The sequence below is a fragment of the Phyllobacterium sp. CL33Tsu genome (assembly GCF_900113985.1).
GTDB lineage: Bacteria > Pseudomonadota > Alphaproteobacteria > Rhizobiales > Rhizobiaceae > Phyllobacterium > Phyllobacterium pellucidum.
The window spans coordinates 243886-263193 of sequence record NZ_FORJ01000003.1 but is presented as its reverse complement, the minus strand read 5'-3'; the positions used below and the strand labels follow the sequence as shown (position 1 = coordinate 263193).

The window sequence follows — 19308 nt, the reverse complement described above, 5'->3', positions numbered from 1 at the left end:
CCCCTTAAGCCGTGTAGGTCACAGCTTTGACGGCATCGATGATTTCCTTGACGCTTGGCAGCGCCAGCTTTTCAAGGTTTGCCGCATAGGGCATGGGCACGTCCTTGCCGGCGACGGTGAGAACCGGCGCATCGAGATAGTCGAAGGCCTGCTGCATGACGCGTGTGGCAATTTCCGTGCCGACGGAGGATTGTGGATAGCCTTCCTCGATCGTGACGCAACGCCCGGTCTTCTTCACCGATTCGATCACCGTCGGCATATCCATCGGGCGGATCGTGCGCAGATCGATGATCTCGGCGTCGATGCCGAGCTTGGCAAGCTCCTCGGCGGCCTTGACGGTGTAGTTCATGCCGATGCCGAACGAGACGAGCGTAACGTCATTGCCCTTCTTGTGAATGCGGGCCTTGCCGATCGGCAGGACGAAATCGTCAAGCTTGGGCACGTCGAACGAATGGCCGTAGAGAATCTCGTTTTCCAGGAAAATCACCGGATTGGGATCGCGGATCGCCGCCTTGAGCAGGCCCTTGGCGTCGGCGGCCGTATACGGCATCACGACCTTGAGGCCCGGAATGTGGCTGTACCACGCGGCGTAGCACTGCGAGTGCTGGGCGGCGACACGGGCGGCGGCGCCGCTCGGTCCGCGGAAGACCATCGGCGCACCCATCTGGCCGCCCGACATATAGAGCGTCTTTGCCGCCGAATTGATAATCTGGTCGATCGCCTGCATGGCGAAGTTGAAGGTCATGAATTCGACGATCGGACGCAGCCCGGTCATTGCAGCACCGACGCCGACGCCTGCAAAGCCGTGTTCGGTGATCGGCGTGTCAACAACCCGGCGCGGACCGAACTCGTCGAGCAGGCCCTGGGTGATCTTGTAGGCGCCCTGGTATTCGGCAACTTCCTCACCCATGATGAAGACATTCGGGTCGCGGCGCATTTCTTCAGCCATCGCGTCGCGCAATGCTTCGCGCACCGTGGTCGAAACCATTTCGGTGCCGGCCGGAATGTCGGGGTCGGCCGCAACTTCGGACTTGGGAGCAGCAGGAACCGAGGCGGGAGCCTGTTCGGCCGCTGGCTCTGCCTTTGGAGCTTCGGCTGCTTGCGGCGCCTCGGGCGCGGCCTTCGGCGCATTGGCGGCATCGGTGCTCTCGCCATCGCCCAGCAACACGGCGATGACAGAGTTGACCTTTACGTTGTCGGTGCCTTCCGGAACGACGATCTTGCCGATCGTGCCTTCATCGACGGCCTCGACTTCCATCGTCGCCTTGTCGGTCTCGATCTCGGCAAGCACATCACCGGAAGTGACCTTGTCGCCTTCCTTTTTCAACCACTTGGATAGTTTGCCCTCTTCCATTGTCGGCGAGAGCGCGGGCATAAGAATATCTACAGGCATTGGTCGCGCCTCCCCTTAGAGCAGAATATCGGTGTAAAGCTCGGACGGATCCGGCTCTGGATCGGACTGTGCGAAATCGGCGGCGTCGGCCACGATGTCGCGAACGTCCTTGTCGATCTTCTTCAGATCGTCCTCGCTGGACCAGTTATTGCCGATCAACCGGTTCTTCACCTGCTCGATTGGATCGTGCTCGGAGCGCATCTTCTGCACTTCGTCTTTCGACCGGTATTTCGCCGGATCCGACATGGAGTGGCCGCGATACCGGTAGGTCTGCATCTCGAGAATGATCGGGCCCTTACCCGAACGCGCGAAGGCGGCTGCTTCCTCGGCTGCCGCGTTGACAGCGCGCACATCCATGCCGTCGACCTGGATGCCTGGAATATTGAAAGAAACACCACGCTTGGAGAAATCGGTCTCAGCCGAGGCGCGCGATACGGCGGTGCCCATGGCGTAGCGATTGTTCTCGATGATATAGATCACAGGCAGCTTCCACAGCGAGGCCATGTTGAAGCTTTCGTAGACCTGGCCCTGGTTGGCCGCACCGTCGCCGAAATAGGAGAGTGAGACATTGCCATTGTCGCGATAGCGATTGGCGAAGGCGAGACCCGTACCCAGCGAAACCTGGGCGCCGACGATGCCGTGGCCGCCGTAGAAATGTTTCTCCTTGGAGAACATATGCATCGAGCCGCCCTTGCCCTTGGAAAGGCCGCCGCGCCGTCCGGTCAATTCAGCCATGACACCGCGGGCACTCATGCCGCAAGCAAGCATATGGCCGTGATCGCGGTAACCGGTGATGACCTGGTCACCTTCCTTCAGGGCCATCTGCATGCCCGTGACAACGGCTTCCTGGCCGATGTACAGATGACAGAAACCGCCGATGAAACCCATGCCATAAAGCTGACCGGCCTTTTCCTCGAAACGACGGATCAGCAGCATCTGGCGATAGGCTTCGAGTTCTTGCTCCTTGGTGAACTGGATGGGTTTTGGTGCTTTAACAGCAGAGGTCTGCGCAGAACGCGCAGGGCTTTTTTTCGCCCTCGTAGCCATATCTCACTCCCTGTGACTTGGTCGCAAGAGAATAGCAGCAGGGGCAGAAGTTACAATATGCAGAATTGAATAAGTGCTATGCAAATAAGCTGTTAAAAATACAGCATAAAACGGCTATTAACTAGAAATCAGTTAATAGCCAAATCGCCGGAGCCACGCATTATGGTGACTTCGTCCGGGCGGGACATGTTCAATGCCTTGCGAGCCTGTTCGTCCAACATATCCTTCTCAATCGTGCCATCATGCATAAGTTGGACCTGTCGTTCAAGCTCCGTGCGCGAAGCGGTCACGGCCTCGAGTTGAGCTTGCAGGAGCTTGGTCTGCTCCTGCAGCTTGATGGTCGAATAGAGACCGTATTCACCGTGGTAGGCGTGAAATCCGAAATAGCTGAAGAATAGCGCTGACAGGAACGGAACGATCAACCGTCCCCGTCGCGTTTTTCGTCTTTGTTTTGTCCACATGGAAGCCGGTCCGAATGCTGCGGAATCAGGCGACAATGCCCGATCTCTGGCAATCAATAAGACGATGTTTTGCTTAACAGGGTCTTACCGCCAGCCTTGAAAAGCAAAATGGCGGACACCAGGCCCGCCATTTTCTGTTGTCTTGCCAGTTTGCTGTCAGGCGTTGCGGAAGATGCCGCGGCCGGCATAGCGCGCCTGCGGTCCGAGTTCTTCCTCGATGCGGATGAGCTGGTTGTATTTCGCGACCCGGTCGGAGCGTGCCAGCGAACCGGTCTTGATCTGTCCGCAGTTGGTGGCGACAGCAAGATCGGCAATTGTCGAGTCTTCGGTTTCGCCGGAACGGTGCGACATGACGGAGGTGTAGCCCGCGCGGTGCGCCGTATCGACCGCATCGAATGTCTCGGACAGAGTGCCGATCTGGTTGACCTTGACGAGGATCGAGTTGGCGACACCCATCTTGATGCCATCGCGCAGACGTGCCGAGTTGGTCACGAACAGGTCGTCGCCGACGAGCTGGCACTTGTTGCCGACGAGGTCGGTCAGATATTTCCAGCCCTCCCAGTCATCCTCGGCCATGCCATCTTCGATCGTGATGATCGGATAGTCGCCGACGAGCTTGGCGAGATACTTCGCCTGTGTTTTCGGATCGCGCGACTTTTTCTCGCCTTCGTAAACGTAGTTGCCGTCCTTGAAGAATTCGGTCGAAGCGCAATCCAGACCAATGGCGATTTCCTCGCCCGGCTTGTAGCCGGCCTTCTCGATCGATTCGACGATGAAGTCGAGCGCAGCCTGGGCCGTCTTGAGATTGGGCGCAAAGCCGCCTTCATCACCGACATTGGTGTTGTGGCCGGCATCCTTCAGGCGCTTCTTCAGGGTGTGGAACACTTCCGAACCGTAGCGCACGGCTTCGGCGAGCGACGATGCGCCGACGGGGAGGATCATGAACTCCTGGAAGTCGATCGGATTGTCGGCATGAGCACCGCCGTTGATGATGTTCATCATCGGCACGGGAAGCACATGAGCCGACGGGCCGCCAAGATAACGGTAGAGCGGCAGGCCGGATGCTTCCGCAGCAGCCTTGGCGACGGCAAGCGAGACGCCGAGGATGGCATTGGCGCCAAGACGGCTCTTGTTCGGCGTGCCGTCCAGATCGATCATGGTCTGGTCGATGTGGATCTGGTTCTCTGCCTCAAGACCGCCGATAGCGTCGAAGAGTTCGCCATTGACCGCATCCACGGCCTTCTGAACGCCCTTGCCGAGATATCGACTGCCACCATCGCGCAGTTCGACTGCTTCGTGCGCACCGGTGGAAGCGCCGGAGGGAACGGCTGCACGACCCTTGGACCCGTCTTCGAGAATGACATCGACTTCAACAGTCGGATTCCCGCGACTATCCAGAATTTCGCGGCCAATGATATCTACAATTGCAGTCATGGAATTCCCTTTCAATGAGCTCAGTGCAGCGTTGGGCTGGCCACTGATAGCGAATGAAGATGACAAGGAAAATCCCCAGCGGGACGAAATGTCGCCTAAAAAGACAAAAGGGCCGCCGGTGGCGACCCTTTTGCGCTGGCCTCAGGGCGAATTACGCCGCCCTGTCGACCTTGTAATAAGAAAATGCGTTGTCGCGAACGCGGCGACCGTCATTCTCGGAGAGTTCCGAAATGGTGTGCGCCGGAGCCTGCGTCAACTGTTCCTTGGTGAACGGGACGACATAGCCGCCGGTGCTTTCGTCGTAGTTCAGGAGTTTCCACGGAACGGCATGGTATTTTTCACCCATTCCCAAGAACCCTCCAAAGCCGATAACCGCAAACATGATGCTATCGGAGGTCTTGTCCAGCATCACATCTTCGATCTCGCCGATCTTATCGTTGGCTTCGTTATAGACGTTCGTGCCAATCACACGGGTGGCGCGAATTGCTGTAGTATGTCCGGATTTGGTCGGCATATTTCTTCCTCCTTGTTTGAAGCTGCCATGGAGGAGTAATGAGCAACCCCGCGTGAGGGTTGCATAAAAAGTTAATTTCTCGGGACGGAACTTCCGCCGCTATCTATGCCCTTTTGGCAATCCGATCGAATTCCAGCAGTGTTTCGAGAAGTCTAGGCATCTGGTCGATCGGCACCATATTGGGACCGTCCGAGGGCGCATTATCCGGATCCTGATGGGTCTCGATGAAGACACCGGCGACGCCGACTGCCACTGCAGCGCGCGCCAGCGTCTCCACAAATTCGCGCTGGCCACCCGTGGATCCGCCTTGCCCGCCCGGCTGCTGCACCGAGTGCGTGGCATCGAATATGACGGGAGAGCCGAGACCGGCCATGATTGGCAACGAGCGCATATCGGAGACAAGCGTGTTATAGCCAAAGGAAACCCCACGTTCGGTCAGCATGACGTTGGGATTGCCGCTCTCGGTGACCTTTGCCGCGACATTCTTCATGTCCCATGGCGCCAGAAACTGGCCCTTCTTGATGTTGACGACCTTGCCGGTCTTTGCGGCCGCGATCAGAAGATCGGTCTGGCGGCAAAGAAAGGCCGGTATCTGCAGAACGTCCACCACTTCACCGAGAATCGCGCATTGCTCTTCGGTGTGCACGTCGGTCAAGGTCGGTAGGCCGAATTCCTTCCGGATGTCGGCAAAGACCGGCAAGGAGTTCTCGAGCCCAAAACCACGCTTGCCGGTGAGCGACGTGCGGTTGGCCTTGTCGAAGCTCGACTTGTAAACAAGACCGATACCGAGCTTGCCTGTGATCTCCTTGAGGGTGCCCGCCATGTCGAAAGCATGCTGGCGGCTCTCCATCTGGCACGGACCGGCAATGAGTGAAAACTGCGACGCGTTCGAAAACGCCACATTGCCAGCTTTAACGGTCGAGTTCGGGGTCATCAGACTGCCTCAAATGCGATGGCGGCGCCCTGCCCTGGTGCCTTGTGCACGATCAGGCGGGAGCCGCGCGGTTCGAAGGGTATATCGTTGCTGCGAAGGAGCGATTCAACGGCGACGAGATCGCGAACGCCAACGACGAAGGCCCGAAGGCGCAAGCCCCGTTCGACGCCCGGTGCTTCAAGGCCGAAGAACGAATGCAATCCTTGCGGCGAAAGCACGCTGACGTTGGCATTTGCTGCGCGCAAATCCATGCCGAACGAGTGTGCATTGACGTCGCGCTGGTTGACGACTTCCTGCAGGAGATACTGGAAATCGGTCGGATTTACCTCAGAAAGGACTACTTCGCGCAAGCTGACGGCGCCATTCGCATGGGCCTGCAACTGGCTGCGATCGGCATTTGGCGCATGTACGCGCTCGCAGGTGAAGAAAAACGCATCCGGCGCTCGCAGGTCGGCGGCAAATGCCAGCCTGAAGCTTGCCCTGTCCTCCTTGCCGTCCGGGGTAACGAACGGGCGCGAGAAGTTCAGAATTGCGCCTGCGGATATGCCAGCCTCCACGAAGGCCAAGTGATCACGCTCTGCGTTCCTCGTTCCCATGACGAGGGCCGAAAAGCCTTCATTGCCACACCGGAACCGATAGGCCTGATCGCGCGCAACAAAGACATTGCCTGCCCTGGCCTCGGCCTCGCAGACTTCGCGCTGACCGATGGCAAGGAATTCGAGAAACGCATCGTCGCCCAGGAAAACGCAGACATTCTCGGTCCCGAACGGGTGCTTGCCGACCGGAGCCACGGTAAAGCCGAGCTTGCCCAGGCGGTCGCGCGCCACATCGAGATCCGCAGTCGGCAGCACGAGGTGGTCGACCGGGTGGGGCGTGCGCGGCGACTGCGTTGTCATGGTGATGGGTATGCCTCAAAACAATGCAACGTCATACCCCTCCAGCGGTCAAACGAGCCGGCTTTGAGCCATGGCAGCGTTGATGAACGACGCAAACAGCGGGTGCGGCTCGAACGGGCGCGACTTCAATTCCGGATGGTACTGGACGCCGATGAACCAGGGATGATCGGCATATTCGATCGTCTCCGGCAGGACACCATCCGGCGACATGCCGGAGAACACCAGACCGCAATCCTCAAGCTTCTGCTTGTAGTCGATATTGACCTCGTAGCGATGGCGATGGCGCTCGGAAATATCGGTCGAACCGTAAATGTCGGCGATGCGCGTGCCGGATTTCAACAGCGCTTCATAGGCGCCAAGCCGCATCGTACCGCCGAGGTCGCCGGCCTTCGTGCGTTTCTCAAGCATATTGCCCTTCAGCCACTCGGTCATCAGACCGACAACCGGCTCCTTTGTCGGGCCGAACTCGGTAGACGATGCATGTTCGACGCCGGCCAATGACCGTGCAGCTTCCAGCACAGCCATCTGCATGCCGAAACAGATGCCGAAATAAGGCACCTTCCGTTCGCGTGCGAATTTCGCCGCGAGGATCTTGCCTTCCGAACCGCGCTCGCCGAAACCGCCGGGAACGAGAATCCCGTGCACCTTCTGTAGATAGGGCGCCGGATCTTCCTGTTCGAAAATCTCGGATTCGATCCAGTCGAGATTCACCTTCACCTTGTTGGCCATGCCACCATGGTGCAGTGCCTCGATAAGCGATTTGTAAGCGTCCTTGAGGCCCGTATACTTGCCGACGATGGCAATGGTGACTTCGCCTTCCGGATTATGGATGCGCTGGCTGACTTCGTCCCAGCGCTCCATCCGCGGTTTCGGGGCAGGATCGATGCCAAAGGCCGCGAGCACCTCGGAATCGAGGCCTTCCTTGTGATAGGCCATCGGCACGTCATAAATCGTCTCGACATCGAGCGCCTGAATAACCGCCGAAGCGCGGACATTACAGAACAACGACAGCTTGCGACGCTCGGATTCGGGAATTTCCCGATCAGCGCGGATAAGCAGGATGTCAGGCGCAATGCCGATCGAGCGCAACTCCTTGACCGAATGCTGCGTTGGCTTGGTCTTGAGTTCACCGGCAGCCGGAATATAGGGCATCAGCGTCAAGTGGATATAGACGGCCGAACCGCGCGGCAAATCGTTGCCAAGCTGGCGTATCGCTTCGAGGAACGGCATGGCTTCAATGTCGCCTACCGTGCCGCCGATCTCGCACAGCACGAAATCATAGTCTTCATTGCCTTCGACAACGAAGTTCTTGATCTCGTCGGTGACATGCGGAATGACCTGAACTGTCGCGCCGAGATAATCGCCGCGGCGTTCCTTTTCGATGATGTTGCGATAGATCCGTCCGGTGGTGATGTTGTCCTGCTTGTTGGCAGGACGCCCCGTGAAACGCTCATAGTGACCAAGATCAAGGTCGGTTTCCGCACCATCGTCGGTTACGAACACTTCGCCGTGCTGATAGGGCGACATCGTACCGGGGTCGACGTTGAGATAAGGGTCGAGCTTGCGGATCCGCACACGGTATCCACGAGCCTGCAGAAGCGCCGCCAAAGCGGCAGCAGCGATGCCTTTTCCGAGGGAAGAAACCACGCCGCCAGTGATGAAAACATATCGGGCCATGGGCTTATCTCGTTAGTCCTTTGCGAGTGATTTGGCCACAAAAAAATTGGCGGGCCTGCCAATTTTCCCATTCCAAAGATTGTTTATTCCAAACAAAACGGCCAGACGCGAGGTCTGGCCGTTCCAGTGAATTAGACAATAGTCTTTACAGCACGATAACTTGAGTGCCGACGCTAACGCGGTTGTAGAGGTCGATGACATGGTCGTTGACCATGCGGAAACAGCCGTTCGAAGCGGAACTTCCGATGGTCCAGGGCTGGATCGTGCCATGGATTCGCACATGCGTATCGCGGCCGCCCTGCGACAGGTAGAGGGCGCGTGCGCCAAGCGGATTGCCGGGGCCGCCATCCATGCCATTCTCATACTTGGCATAGTGTGCCGGCTCGCGTTCGATCATTTCCTTGGTTGGAATCCAGCGCGGCCACTCGCGCTTGGTCTGGATCTGGGCGGTGCCCTTGAACTCCAGACCTTCCTTGCCGACAGCGATGCCATAGCGGCGCGCCGTAAACGGCGATTCGATCAGGTAGAGGAACTTGTCCTTTGGATCGATGACGATCGTGCCGGTCTTGTAGCCGGTAAAGGGCACATCCTGCGGCATGTACTTGGGATCGATGCCGTATTTGTTCTTGGCCTTGCCCGTGGCGGGCTTGCGCACTTCAGCGACTTCAATCGGCGTTGCAGCAGCAGCGGCATCCGGATTTACGACAGCTTCCGGCGCGACCGGTTGCGGCGCATCGCCGGTAAACGGATTGAGGATCCGCTTCAGAAATGGTTCGGCTGATGCCGGGCCGGTCAAGGCCAGGACTGACATGCCAATGAGTAAGGAGCGACGTGAAAGCATATTTGAAATCCCGCGTAGATTGCACAACGCCATCACGGCGTTTGCGAGGCCCCCGAGGCCAACTTTTATGGCGATAACCGAAGACCGGTTTCTTCTCAATGCAAATCGCTGTGAAGAACAACGTCCGACGATTCTTCACACACAACGGTTGCGGAAGCGCAACACTTTATTGCGCTTACCGCGAAAGACGTTCAAACGGTGCCCGATTACTGCGAATTCGGGACCGGGTTTGCCGGCTGTGCCGGAGCAGGTGCAGCCGGGGCTGTATTGGCCGGGGCTGGCGATTCGGGCGTTACCGGCGCGGTCGCTCCGGGAGCGGCGGGCGCATCCGTCGGCGCGGTTGCCGGCTTCGACGAAGGACCGCCAAGCTGGTTGAGTATACCACCGCTCGTCGGCGGCTGCTGGCCCTGCTGGCCGGCCGGCTGCGTGCCCGTCGTCTGCGGGATACGGTTCAGAATGTCCGTCGGGTTTTCGCCGTAGCGCGCCATGATGCCGAGCGCCAGCGAAGTGATGAAGAACCCCGCCGCCAGAATTGCCGTCGCACGGGTCAGGGCATTGGCAGCGCCGCGCGCTGTCATGAAACCCGAGCCGCCACCGATCCCGAGACCGCCGCCTTCCGAGCGTTGCATAAGCACGACACCGACAAGGGCAAGTACAATCAGAAGATGAATGACGATAACGACGGTTTGCATGGGGTATTTTCTGCTTTCTAGAAATCGGACGCGGCTCTTTACACCGTATCCTTCAATAAACCAAGCCCGTCCGCAGACAGATTTCCTGGTTCAATAGCATGTCTAAGCCGATCAGAGGGCGTGATACGCCTCACAGATGGCGAGGAAGTCCACCGCTTTCAAGCTTGCGCCGCCGACCAAAGCGCCGTCGACATTGTCGATGCCCAGCAATTCGACTGCGTTTGAGGGCTTGACCGAGCCGCCATAAAGGATCCGCATCTTCGTTCCGTCCTCGCCAAAGCGCTTGGCAAGAGCCGCGCGGATCGAGCCATGGACGTCTTTGACGTCGTCCGGCGTGGGTGTCAGTCCGGTACCGATGGCCCATACGGGTTCATAGGCAATAATCGTATTGCCGGACCGCGCGTCCGCCGGAATCGACCCTGCGAGCTGCGTCGCTATGATTTCGAGCGTCGAACCCGCGCGGCGCTGCGCTTCGGTTTCACCGATACAGATGATGGTCGTCAGTCCGGCTTCCCAGCCCGCCTTTGCCTTGGCATTGACGATCTCATCTGTCTCCGCGTGATCTGTGCGCCGTTCAGAATGTCCGACAATGACATGGGACGCGCCGGCATCGAGCAACATATTCGCTGCGATATCGCCGGTATGGGCGCCGGATTTCTTGAAATGACAGTCCTGGCCGCCAATCGCCAGCGCCTCGCCTTCTACAAGCTGGGCTGCGCGGAAGACGAGCGTAGCCGGCACACAGATCAGTCCGTCGATCTTCTCGCCTATGGCGGAATTCGGCCGGTTGACGATCGTACGCAGTTCGTCGAGCGACTCTGCCGTACCGTTCATTTTCCAGTTTCCAGCAACGAGCGGACGCACATCAGGGGTCATTGGGTGTTCCTTGGACGTTTGTTTGGTCGATTTTCTCAGTGATTTGATTGCCTGACTAGCAAATTCAATTGATAAAGCAATCGACACATGCCCTGCATCACGCTATTCCCGCGTGGATTAAATTATGCTTCTTGACTGACACGGTGATTTTTCATGCTCGACTCTCTCCGCAATGTTGCACAGACCTGGGTGGTCAAGGTGCTCATGGGCCTTCTCGTCATCAGCTTTGCCGGATGGGGTGTATCCAATACGATCCTTGGTGCAATCGGCGGCGGCGCGGCAATCCGCGCAGGCCATTCCGAGGTTTCTCCGGTAGACTACCGCCTCGCCTATGACCGCCAGCTTGCTGCGCTCTCGCAGCAGTTCGGCCAGAGGCTGACGCGCGAACAGGCTGACGCCATCGGCATCGGGCACCAGGTCCAGGGACAGCTCGTTGCAGGCGTCGTTCTCGACGAACAGGCACGCACCATGTCCCTCGGCCTCTCCAAGGACCGCCTCGCCCAGCTTGCGGCAGAAGATCCAGCCTTCCATGGCCCGGATGGTCGGTTCAACCAGGCGCAGTTCAATGCCGTGTTGCGCAATGCCGGCATGAACCCGCAGAGCTACCTCGACAATCGCGCGCAGGTCGCGCGCCGCCAACAGATCGTCGAGGCGGTCGCCGACGGCATCAAGGCCCCCGATGCGCTGCTGAAGGCCCTCGCCATGTACAAAGGCGAATCGCGCACCATCGACTATGTCGCCATGCCGGCCGACTTCATCAAGGACGTCGCCGATCCGAGCGATGACGCGCTGAAGGCCTATTTCGAAGCGAACAAGGAGGCCTACGGCGCGCCGCAGTATCGCAAGATCACCTATGTAAAGCTCGAGCCGAAGGACATCGCCAACGCGGCAACCGTCGCGCCGGAAGAAATCAAGGCGGAATACGACAAGAACATTGCCCGCTACACCACCCCGGAAACCCGGACGATCGAGCAGCTTACCTTCGCCAATGAGGAAGCGGCAAAGGCGGCGCACGACAAGATCGCAGCCGGAACGAGCTTCGAGGACGTTGTAAAAGCGGAAGGCAAGACGATGGATGACGTCCGGCTCGGGACATTCCCGAAGCCAGCCCTCCCCGATCGCTCGATCGCGGATGCCATCTTTGCGCTGCAGCCAAATGGCATCAGCGACGTGCTCAAGGGTACTTTCGGACCGGTGATCGTTCGCGTTACCGCGTCGACGCCGGAGGTCATCAAGCCGCTTTCGGAAGTCGAAAACGACATTCGTGAGAACCTCGCTCTCGCCCAGGCGGCATTGACCATCGGCGACGTGCACGACGCCTACGAGAATGCGCGCGCTGACGGGCAAAGCATGGCGGAGGCCGCAGCCAAGCAAAATCTCAAGGTTGTAACCATCGACGCGGTCGACCAGGCTGGTCGGGGCATGGACGAAAAGCAGCTCGCCGATCTTCCTTTTGACGAGAACCAGCTTGCCGCTGTCTTCCAGGCCGATGTCGGCTTTGACAACGAACCGTTCAATCTCGGCACCAATGGCTATCTCTGGTACGACGTGACCAGCGTAACGCCCGCGCGCGAGCGCCCGCTCGACGAGGTGAAGGCCCGCGTCGTCGCCAACTGGAAGAAGGCGGAGATCGAAAAGCAGCTCAATGCCAAGGCGGAAGAGGTACGCAAGCGCGTGGCCGATGGCACTTCGCTGGATGTGATTGCGTCCGAGTTCAAATTCACCAGGGATACGAAGCGTGGCGTCACGCGCGAAAGCAAGGATGCGGATCTCGGTCAAGGTGGTGTTGCCTCGGTGTTCGACGGCCCGGAAGGCGTGGTCGGCGTCACGGAATCGGCGACCGATGGCTCGAAGCTGATCTTCAAGGTGACGGAATCGATCGAGCCAGCAAATGTCGGACCAGATGCGATTACCACGGTCGAGAAGAATGCCATCGGCAATCGTCTTGCCGATGATCTGCTCGACCAACTGGTTTCGCAGTTGCAGACTGTCTATCCTGTTTCCGTCAACCAGTCCGTCATCGACAGGGCCCTGGCCCGCTAAGCCGCGAGAAAGAGAATGGCTGAACTAAAGCGCTTCATCGGCATTGCGGCAGCAGGCAGGGCTCTTACCCGCGAGGAAGCGGTCGAGGCCTTCGATATCATGATGTCCGGACAGGCAACGCCGGCGCAGATTGGTGGCCTGTTGATGGCGCTGCGTGTGCGCGGCGAAAACATCGACGAGATCACCGGCGCCGTTTCTGCCATGCGCTCAAAAATGCTGACGGTGACTGCACCGGCAAACGCCATCGATATCGTCGGAACGGGCGGCGATCAGTCCGGCTCCTATAATGTGTCGACTTGCGCTGCCTTCGTTACCGCCGGTGCCGGCGTTCCTGTTGCCAAGCATGGCAATCGGGCGCTGTCCTCGCGTTCCGGCGCGGCCGACACGCTCGCGGCGCTAGGCATCAATATCGAGATCGGGCCGGAACTGATCAGCGATTGTATTGAGCAGGCAGGCATCGGCTTCATGTTTGCGCCGATGCATCACCCGGCCATGAAACATGTCGGGCCGGCGCGCGTCGAACTTGGCACACGGACGGTTTTCAACCTGCTTGGGCCATTGACGAATCCCGCCGGTGTCAAGCGCCAGCTCGTCGGCGTGTTTTCCCCGGAATGGGTCGAGCCGGTCGCGCACGTGCTCAAGGCGCTCGGATCTGAAGCTGTCTGGGTCGTTCACGGGGATGGCCTTGACGAAATTACCACTGCGGGCGTCACGAAAGTCGCCGCGCTGGAAAACGGCGTCATTCGCCAATTCGAGATTGACCCGGAGTCCTTTGGCCTGCGTCTCGTCGATCCCCAGGACCTGAAGGGCGGCTCGGCGGATGAGAATGCCGTGTCCCTGCTCTCCGTCCTCGATGGCGCCCATGGCGCGTACCGCGATATTACGCTGTTCAATGCCGGCGCGGCGCTGGTGATTGCCGGCGCGGTCCCAGATCTGAAAGCCGGCATTGCCATGGCTGCCCAATCGATCGACAGCGGCGCGGCGCGAAATGTGCTAAAGAAGCTGGTTCACGTATCCAATAGCGGGGCGATCTGACCATGGCTGATATTCTTCGCAAGATCGAGGCCTATAAGCGCGAAGAGATCGCGGCCGCCAAGGCGCGGACACCGCTCGATGAACTGCAGGCGCGGGCGCGCGACGAGGATGCGCCGCGTGGCTTCCTTGCTGCTCTGCGCAAAAAGCGCGATGCGGGCCAATTCGGCCTCATTGCCGAAATCAAGAAGGCGAGCCCTTCCAAGGGGCTGATCCGGCCGGACTTCGATCCACCCGGGCTCGCCAAGGCCTACGAAGAAGGCGGCGCCGCCAGTCTCTCCGTTCTCACGGACCAGCCATCGTTTCAAGGCGCACCGGAGTATCTGGTCGCTGCGCGCGCCGCTACCAGTCTGCCTGCACTGCGCAAGGATTTCCTGTTCGACACTTATCAGGTGTATGAGGCGCGCAGCTGGGGGGCGGATTGCATCCTCATCATCATGGCCAGTGTTTCCGACGATCTCGCCAAGGCGCTTGAGGAAACGGCGCTGGCGCTCGGCATGGACGTGCTGGTTGAGGTTCACGACGAGGCCGAGATGGAGCGGGCGCTGAAACTCACCTCCCCGCTCCTTGGCATCAATAACCGCGACCTGCGTACGTTCGACGTCGACATTGCCACTTCCGAGCGGCTGGCTGGCATGGTTCCAGCGGACAAGCTGCTTGTCAGCGAGAGCGGGATCTTCACGCACGCGGATTGCGAGCGGCTTTCCCGCTCTAACATCGGAACTTTCCTTGTCGGTGAAAGCCTGATGCGAAAGGACGATGTCGCGGCGGCGACACGGCTCCTCCTGAACGGCGCGGCTTCACAACAGAACGACGCGGCATGACAAGGCTTAGCCATCTCGACGAAACGGGCGCGGCCCATATGGTCGATGTGGGCGGCAAAGGCGAAACCGAACGCGTGGCGATCGCCGAAGGTTGCGTCAAAATGCGGCCCGAGACATTGGCGCTCATCCGCGCTGGCAATGCCGCCAAAGGCGACGTGATCGGTACAGCCCGCATCGCCGGTATCATGGCAGCGAAGAAGACGCATGACCTCATTCCGCTCTGTCATCCGCTGCTTCTGAGCAAGATTGCAGTCGATATAGAGGCGGATGAAGCATTGCCCGGCCTGAGAGTGTCTGCAACGGTAAAGCTGATGGGCAAGACCGGCGTTGAAATGGAGGCGCTGACCGCGGTCTCTGTTGCCTGCCTCACTATATACGACATGGCGAAAGCCGCTGACAAAGCCATGATTATTCAGGATATTCGGCTGTTGCGGAAGACCGGCGGCAAATCCGGCGACTGGTCGGCCGATCCAATCAACGGGAACTGATATGGCAGCCCTCCTCCCCGTCAACGAAGCGCTGGCGCGGATTCTGGCCGGTGTCGAAACGCTCGATTTCGAGATCGTTCCCCTTGCGGACGCAGGCGGCCGCGTCCTCGCCGAAGATCTTCACGCCAAGCGCCAGCAGCCGCCCTTTGCCGCCTCGGCGATGGACGGTTACGCCGTACGCGCCGCGGATGCCGCGGCCGTGCCTGCGACCTTGCAATTGATCGGTCAATCCGCCGCCGGGCATGCATTTGCCGGTGCCGTCGGCCCAGGTGAGACAGTGCGGATCTTCACGGGAGCCCCGCTTCCCGACGGCGCTGACAGCGTCGTCATCCAGGAAAACACTGTTGCGCATGGCGATCGCATCGAGATCGCTGAGCCTGTCGAGCAGGGCAAGAATATCCGAAAGGCCGGGTTGGACTTCAATGAAGATGACGTGCTGCTTGAGGCAGGACGCGTGCTCGATGCGGGCGCGCTGGCTCTTGCCGCATCGGGCAATCATCCGGCGGTCCCGGTCGTGCGCCGGCCACGCATCGCAATCCTTGCGACTGGCGACGAACTGGTTGCTCCCGGTGAAGATATGCGACCTGACCAGATCGTCGCATCGAACAGTTTCGGCCTTGCCGAAATCATCCGCCAGGCGGGCGGCTTCGCCATCGATCTTGGTATTGCCGAAGACCGCGCCGAAGCCCTGAGCGCAGCTTTCGACCGCGCCACGGCCGCCGACGCCGATGTCGTCGTGACCCTCGGCGGCGCATCCGTCGGCGATCATGATCTCGTCCAGCCCGCGCTCGCTGCGCGCGGCATGGTTCTCGATTTCTGGAAGATCGCGCTGCGGCCCGGCAAGCCGTTGATGTTCGGCCGTCTTGACGGCACCCGGATTCTCGGGCTTCCCGGCAATCCCGTATCCAGTCTCATCTGCGCGCATATCTTCCTCGTGCCGCTTATCCGCGCGTTCAGCGGTCTTGCACACGAGCCGAATATGCGCAGCGCCGAACTCGGAACCGACATGGCGATGAACGACCAGCGACAGGACTATGTGCGGGCTCGCGTCCTACGGCAGCCGGACGGCACGCTCGTCGCCACGCCATTCGCGCTGCAGGATTCCTCGATGCTGAAGTTTTTCGTCGAAGCGAACGGCCTGATCGTGCGCAAGCCGTTTGCGCCGGCGGCACCTGCGGGGTCACCCTGCGAAGTCTTGATGTTGCGCTAGGGCAACATCAATGGTTGTTGCAAGGGTGCACGCATTGCCGTCTATGGACCCGGCAAACTAATTTTGTTACAACTTCATAAGTTGATTCGATGTTTTTTTAAGTAGTACAACCATCGGTTGTAGGCATACAGCGATACTAATAAAGTAATACGCCGCATCCGGGGCATTTTGAATAATTATTGGAAGGGTTTTTAGCGCTTTGTTGTAGCGCTTATCAGAAATTGTTCTTCTTTACGCGAGATTATTTTGCGCGGTATATGATTTATTGCCCGAAGGTTATTTACATTGATTTTATTTATGAGAGTTGCCCGTTTTTGGGCCAATTTATCTAAGTATTTTCTGGCAATTACCTTTGCAGGGCTCCTGACATGGGTGTTCCCGGGCGTCGCCCAGGCCCAGGTGCAGCGAAGCATGATCAATCAAAGCTTCGAAGACCCGGTGATTGGGCTCTTGCCCTGTTATGCGACTTTTCGCGAAGATCTCGTTCCCGGCTGGAACACATCCCACACTAAAAGCGGTAATCCTTCGGGGACTTGCTTGTCGGTCTTGCCCGGCGGAAGTCTTACAGGGGGAACCGGTGGATTCATGGAGTTCTGGCGATCAGGTGAAGGTGGCGTATTTGCGTCGGACGGTCTTCAGTTCGTCGAATTAAACGCTAATGAGTCTTCGCGACTCTTCCAGACCGTTTGTCTCGTTACCGGAGAAACTTTCAACTGGCGATTCAGTCACCGCGCCCGCGGAAACGGCAATGAAACACTGTTTTTCAACATATCGCCGACCTCAAAGCCTGCCGGGTTGCCGGCTGACAGCTCGACAACGGAAATTGTCTCTGACGTTGTAAGAAAGGCGGATGGTTGGAAAAAACGCAGCGGCTCTTTCAAATATACGGGTGACTCCGGCTTGCAAACTCTGGGGTTCAGATCGAGCGACCCCGGCAGTAGCGGAAACTTTCTTGACGACGTTCAAATAGAGCTGGGGCCATATATCGAGTTCCAACCCGCCGAAGGCAGCGGCGCGGAAAGCATCGAATCAGCAAATCTGCCGACGCTACGTCTCGCCGGAACCCTTACCAAACCGTTGGCCGTGACGGTCATCGTCAGCGGTACGGCGACGCTCGGAAAAGACTTTACGACGCCCAACGGGACAAACACATTCACCATCAATATCCCAGCCGGGGACTATGACGGCACCAACGGCGTCCCAACCGGCATCAAGGTCGCGAACGACAAGGATCTTGAGCCCAACGAAACGATTCTCCTCACCATCAAGCCGAATAGCGCCGCGTACACGCTCGCAAGTACGACGTCGTGCGGTGGCAAATCGACGACCACCACGACGTACACAATACTGGATGACGACGCACGGCTAACCCTCAAGAAGGAACTGACCGCGAATCGTGGCAATCCAGCCGATCAGTTTGTTTTAATGATCGCAGACGCCAGCAAAGTCGTGCAAGTGACCACCACTACGACGGGCGCGGGTTCTGCCGCTGAGGGTATCGCACAACTAACCAACGTTGCAGTGGGTTCGAAGTATACCTTTTCTGAATCCGCGCCAAACAAATCGTCTGCGGAGTATCTTCCAGAATACTCTTGCACAAACGCAACTGGCGGCTCCACCGAAGGTCTTCCTTCTGGGAAAAGAACTAGTTTCGATCTCACTCCTGTAGCGGGCGACGACATTACCTGCATCTTCAAGAATACGCCGTATCGTTACGCCATGACGGTGGCGAAGACCATCACAAGTGGCGATCTCTACTCGAATGTTGGAGATAAGATTAACTACAGTTACACGATTACCAATTCCGGCAACGTTGCGATTACAGATACGATAAATATTAATGACGACAAAATCAGTAGCGTCACCTGTCCTTCCCTTCCGGTCGGCGGACTTTTACCAAACGCGTCGATCGCATGCTCGGCGTCCTACACGGTCGTTCAGGCCGATCTCGACGCCAACAAGGTAACCAATACCGCAGCCGCCGCTACCAGCAAGTTCTCATCTCCAAAAGTGTCGGCCACGGCTTATCGTCTTCCTGTCATGGGCTTGGACATAAAGATCACACCCAATCCCTATTCGGCCGTCGGCGAGAAGATCGTCTATAAATACACCGTCACCAATACCGGCAATGGGACGATCACCAAACCCATTGTGGTCACGGACGACAGATATACGGTAAAATGCGATCCGCTGCCGCCCGGCGGGTTGCCGGCAAAGGCCACGCTGACCTGTACCGCCGAATATACGATCAAACAGGACGACCTCGACACCGGCAAGATCGTCAATACGGCGACGGCCAGCAGCGAAGGCGTTCCTCCCTCTATTCCGGTATGCTTACCGTCCGATCACAAATGACCGGCTGAACGCCCTCTTCAAATATACGTGGCTTTATGATCTTCCGGGCGAGGATCAGGTCAGCGCGGTGACCGGCGACGAATACGGGCCAGCACAGCGCAGCAACATTCTTTCCGCCGATTTCACCTACGATCTCGTTCCCTGGCTGTCCGTCGGCGCGAAATACGGCTTCCGCTACGGTCAAGTGCGCGAGCGGCTTCAGGACGATCTCGACGCATTCTCCGATTGGCAGACTTCCTCAGCGCATCTCGGCATTGTTCGAACCGATTTTCACATCGTCAAGAAATGGGACGCCTTGCTGGAAGGGCGGGTTATGCACATGGCCGAGGCGGATACGACAGATCTTGGCGTGCTCACCGCCGTTTATCGCCACGTCGGTGACAACTTCAAGGTCGGCGTCGGCTATAATTTCGGGAATTTCTCCGACGATCTGCGCGACCTGACGCTCAACGACCGCGGTGTGTTCTTCAACGTCGTCGGCAAGTACTGACGCATCGGCGTTGTTCATCGCGCATGTGCCGGCAACGGGCCAGATGCGCTATTTGGATATCGGCGCACTCCTTCTACACGACATATTAATACTTGTGGAAC

At 58.5% G+C, this 19308-nt stretch carries 18 protein-coding genes; 7 read left to right on the top strand and 11 right to left on the bottom strand.

The window, feature by feature from the left end; genetic code table 11:
- Positions 1–4 precede the first annotated feature (4 nt).
- The 11 genes from BM074_RS13940 to tpiA all read right to left on the bottom strand — a co-directional run bounded on the left by BM074_RS13940 (position 5) and on the right by tpiA (position 10765).
- Entirely contained in the window at positions 5–1393 is a 1389-nt protein-coding gene (locus tag BM074_RS13940) for a pyruvate dehydrogenase complex E1 component subunit beta (protein WP_091922734.1), read from the bottom strand.
- 15 nt (positions 1394–1408) lie between these two features.
- Complete coding sequence (gene pdhA, locus BM074_RS13935) at positions 1409–2440, bottom strand: pyruvate dehydrogenase (acetyl-transferring) E1 component subunit alpha (RefSeq protein ID WP_091922732.1); 1032 nt, start codon at positions 2438–2440, stop codon at positions 1409–1411.
- A gap of 128 nt (positions 2441–2568) precedes the next feature.
- Positions 2569–2901 (bottom strand): FtsB family cell division protein, encoded by a 333-nt coding sequence (locus BM074_RS13930; RefSeq protein ID WP_027233318.1) that lies wholly within the window; start codon positions 2899–2901, stop codon positions 2569–2571.
- A 156-nt stretch (positions 2902–3057) separates the two neighbouring features.
- Complete coding sequence (eno, locus tag BM074_RS13925) at positions 3058–4335, bottom strand: phosphopyruvate hydratase (RefSeq protein WP_027233319.1); 1278 nt, start codon at positions 4333–4335, stop codon at positions 3058–3060.
- Positions 4336–4486: 151 nt separating this feature from the next.
- Complete coding sequence (locus tag BM074_RS13920) at positions 4487–4849, bottom strand: PRC-barrel domain-containing protein (RefSeq protein WP_027233320.1); 363 nt, start codon at positions 4847–4849, stop codon at positions 4487–4489.
- 103 nt (positions 4850–4952) lie between these two features.
- Positions 4953–5786: a 3-deoxy-8-phosphooctulonate synthase gene (gene kdsA / locus BM074_RS13915; RefSeq protein WP_091922731.1), complete on the bottom strand. Its 834-nt coding sequence runs from the start codon at positions 5784–5786 to the stop codon at positions 4953–4955.
- Positions 5783–6679 (bottom strand): VOC family protein, encoded by an 897-nt coding sequence (locus BM074_RS13910; protein ID WP_091922730.1) that lies wholly within the window; start codon positions 6677–6679, stop codon positions 5783–5785. Before BM074_RS13910 ends, kdsA begins: the two co-directional genes overlap by 4 nt.
- A gap of 48 nt (positions 6680–6727) precedes the next feature.
- Positions 6728–8356 (bottom strand): CTP synthase, encoded by a 1629-nt coding sequence (locus tag BM074_RS13905; protein ID WP_027233323.1) that lies wholly within the window; start codon positions 8354–8356, stop codon positions 6728–6730.
- Between the two features lie 145 nt (positions 8357–8501).
- A complete protein-coding gene (locus tag BM074_RS13900; protein ID WP_091922729.1) occupies positions 8502–9197 on the bottom strand; it encodes a L,D-transpeptidase in 696 nt (231 codons plus the stop codon).
- Between the two features lie 206 nt (positions 9198–9403).
- Positions 9404–9889, bottom strand: coding sequence for a preprotein translocase subunit SecG (gene secG / locus BM074_RS13895; protein WP_027233325.1), 486 nt, complete (start codon positions 9887–9889; stop codon positions 9404–9406).
- Positions 9890–10000: 111 nt separating this feature from the next.
- On the bottom strand, positions 10001–10765 hold the full coding sequence (gene tpiA, locus BM074_RS13890) for a triose-phosphate isomerase (protein ID WP_091922727.1): 765 nt from the start codon (positions 10763–10765) through the stop codon (positions 10001–10003).
- Positions 10766–10918: 153 nt separating this feature from the next.
- Between tpiA and BM074_RS13885 the strand changes: the two genes are divergently transcribed.
- The 7 genes from BM074_RS13885 (at position 10919) to BM074_RS13855 (ending at position 19207) form a co-directional block, all read left to right on the top strand.
- Positions 10919–12808: a SurA N-terminal domain-containing protein gene (locus BM074_RS13885; protein WP_091922726.1), complete on the top strand. Its 1890-nt coding sequence runs from the start codon at positions 10919–10921 to the stop codon at positions 12806–12808.
- 15 nt (positions 12809–12823) lie between these two features.
- Complete coding sequence (gene trpD, locus BM074_RS13880; protein WP_091922724.1) at positions 12824–13843, top strand: anthranilate phosphoribosyltransferase; 1020 nt, start codon at positions 12824–12826, stop codon at positions 13841–13843.
- Positions 13844–13845: 2 nt separating this feature from the next.
- Entirely contained in the window at positions 13846–14664 is an 819-nt protein-coding gene (gene trpC, locus BM074_RS13875; protein WP_091922723.1) for an indole-3-glycerol phosphate synthase TrpC, read from the top strand.
- Positions 14661–15152, top strand: a complete 492-nt coding sequence (gene moaC, locus BM074_RS13870) for a cyclic pyranopterin monophosphate synthase MoaC (protein ID WP_027233330.1) — start codon at positions 14661–14663, stop codon at positions 15150–15152. Before trpC ends, moaC begins: the two co-directional genes overlap by 4 nt.
- Position 15153: 1 nt before the next feature.
- The gene (gene glp, locus BM074_RS13865; protein ID WP_091922721.1) at positions 15154–16362 is read left to right on the top strand and encodes a molybdopterin molybdotransferase MoeA; all 1209 of its coding nucleotides are present in this window, start codon (positions 15154–15156) and stop codon (positions 16360–16362) included.
- Positions 16363–16647: 285 nt separating this feature from the next.
- On the top strand, positions 16648–18717 hold the full coding sequence (locus tag BM074_RS13860; protein ID WP_139217667.1) for a DUF7507 domain-containing protein: 2070 nt from the start codon (positions 16648–16650) through the stop codon (positions 18715–18717).
- 67 nt (positions 18718–18784) lie between these two features.
- Positions 18785–19207 carry a hypothetical protein gene (locus tag BM074_RS13855; protein WP_348271662.1) on the top strand — a complete coding sequence of 141 codons (423 nt, stop codon included), beginning with the start codon at positions 18785–18787 and terminating at the stop codon, positions 19205–19207.
- Positions 19208–19308 lie beyond the last annotated feature (101 nt).

What these genes read in the sequence shown, in the direction of transcription:
- BM074_RS13940 (WP_091922734.1), bottom strand. Translation starts at nt 1,393, where the DNA reads ATGCCTGTAGATATTCTTATGCCCGCGCTCTCGCCGACAATGGAAGAG.
- pdhA (WP_091922732.1), bottom strand. Translation starts at nt 2,440, where the DNA reads ATGGCTACGAGGGCGAAAAAAAGCCCTGCGCGTTCTGCGCAGACCTCT.
- BM074_RS13930 (WP_027233318.1), bottom strand. Translation starts at nt 2,901, where the DNA reads ATGTGGACAAAACAAAGACGAAAAACGCGACGGGGACGGTTGATCGTT.
- eno (WP_027233319.1), bottom strand. Translation starts at nt 4,335, where the DNA reads ATGACTGCAATTGTAGATATCATTGGCCGCGAAATTCTGGATAGTCGC.
- BM074_RS13920 (WP_027233320.1), bottom strand. Translation starts at nt 4,849, where the DNA reads ATGCCGACCAAATCCGGACATACTACAGCAATTCGCGCCACCCGTGTG.
- BM074_RS13910 (WP_091922730.1), bottom strand. Translation starts at nt 6,679, where the DNA reads ATGACAACGCAGTCGCCGCGCACGCCCCACCCGGTCGACCACCTCGTG.
- BM074_RS13905 (WP_027233323.1), bottom strand. Translation starts at nt 8,356, where the DNA reads ATGGCCCGATATGTTTTCATCACTGGCGGCGTGGTTTCTTCCCTCGGA.
- BM074_RS13900 (WP_091922729.1), bottom strand. Translation starts at nt 9,197, where the DNA reads ATGCTTTCACGTCGCTCCTTACTCATTGGCATGTCAGTCCTGGCCTTG.
- secG (WP_027233325.1), bottom strand. Translation starts at nt 9,889, where the DNA reads ATGCAAACCGTCGTTATCGTCATTCATCTTCTGATTGTACTTGCCCTT.
- tpiA (WP_091922727.1), bottom strand. Translation starts at nt 10,765, where the DNA reads ATGACCCCTGATGTGCGTCCGCTCGTTGCTGGAAACTGGAAAATGAAC.
- BM074_RS13885 (WP_091922726.1), top strand. Translation starts at nt 10,919, where the DNA reads ATGCTCGACTCTCTCCGCAATGTTGCACAGACCTGGGTGGTCAAGGTG.
- trpD (WP_091922724.1), top strand. Translation starts at nt 12,824, where the DNA reads ATGGCTGAACTAAAGCGCTTCATCGGCATTGCGGCAGCAGGCAGGGCT.
- trpC (WP_091922723.1), top strand. Translation starts at nt 13,846, where the DNA reads ATGGCTGATATTCTTCGCAAGATCGAGGCCTATAAGCGCGAAGAGATC.
- moaC (WP_027233330.1), top strand. Translation starts at nt 14,661, where the DNA reads ATGACAAGGCTTAGCCATCTCGACGAAACGGGCGCGGCCCATATGGTC.
- glp (WP_091922721.1), top strand. Translation starts at nt 15,154, where the DNA reads ATGGCAGCCCTCCTCCCCGTCAACGAAGCGCTGGCGCGGATTCTGGCC.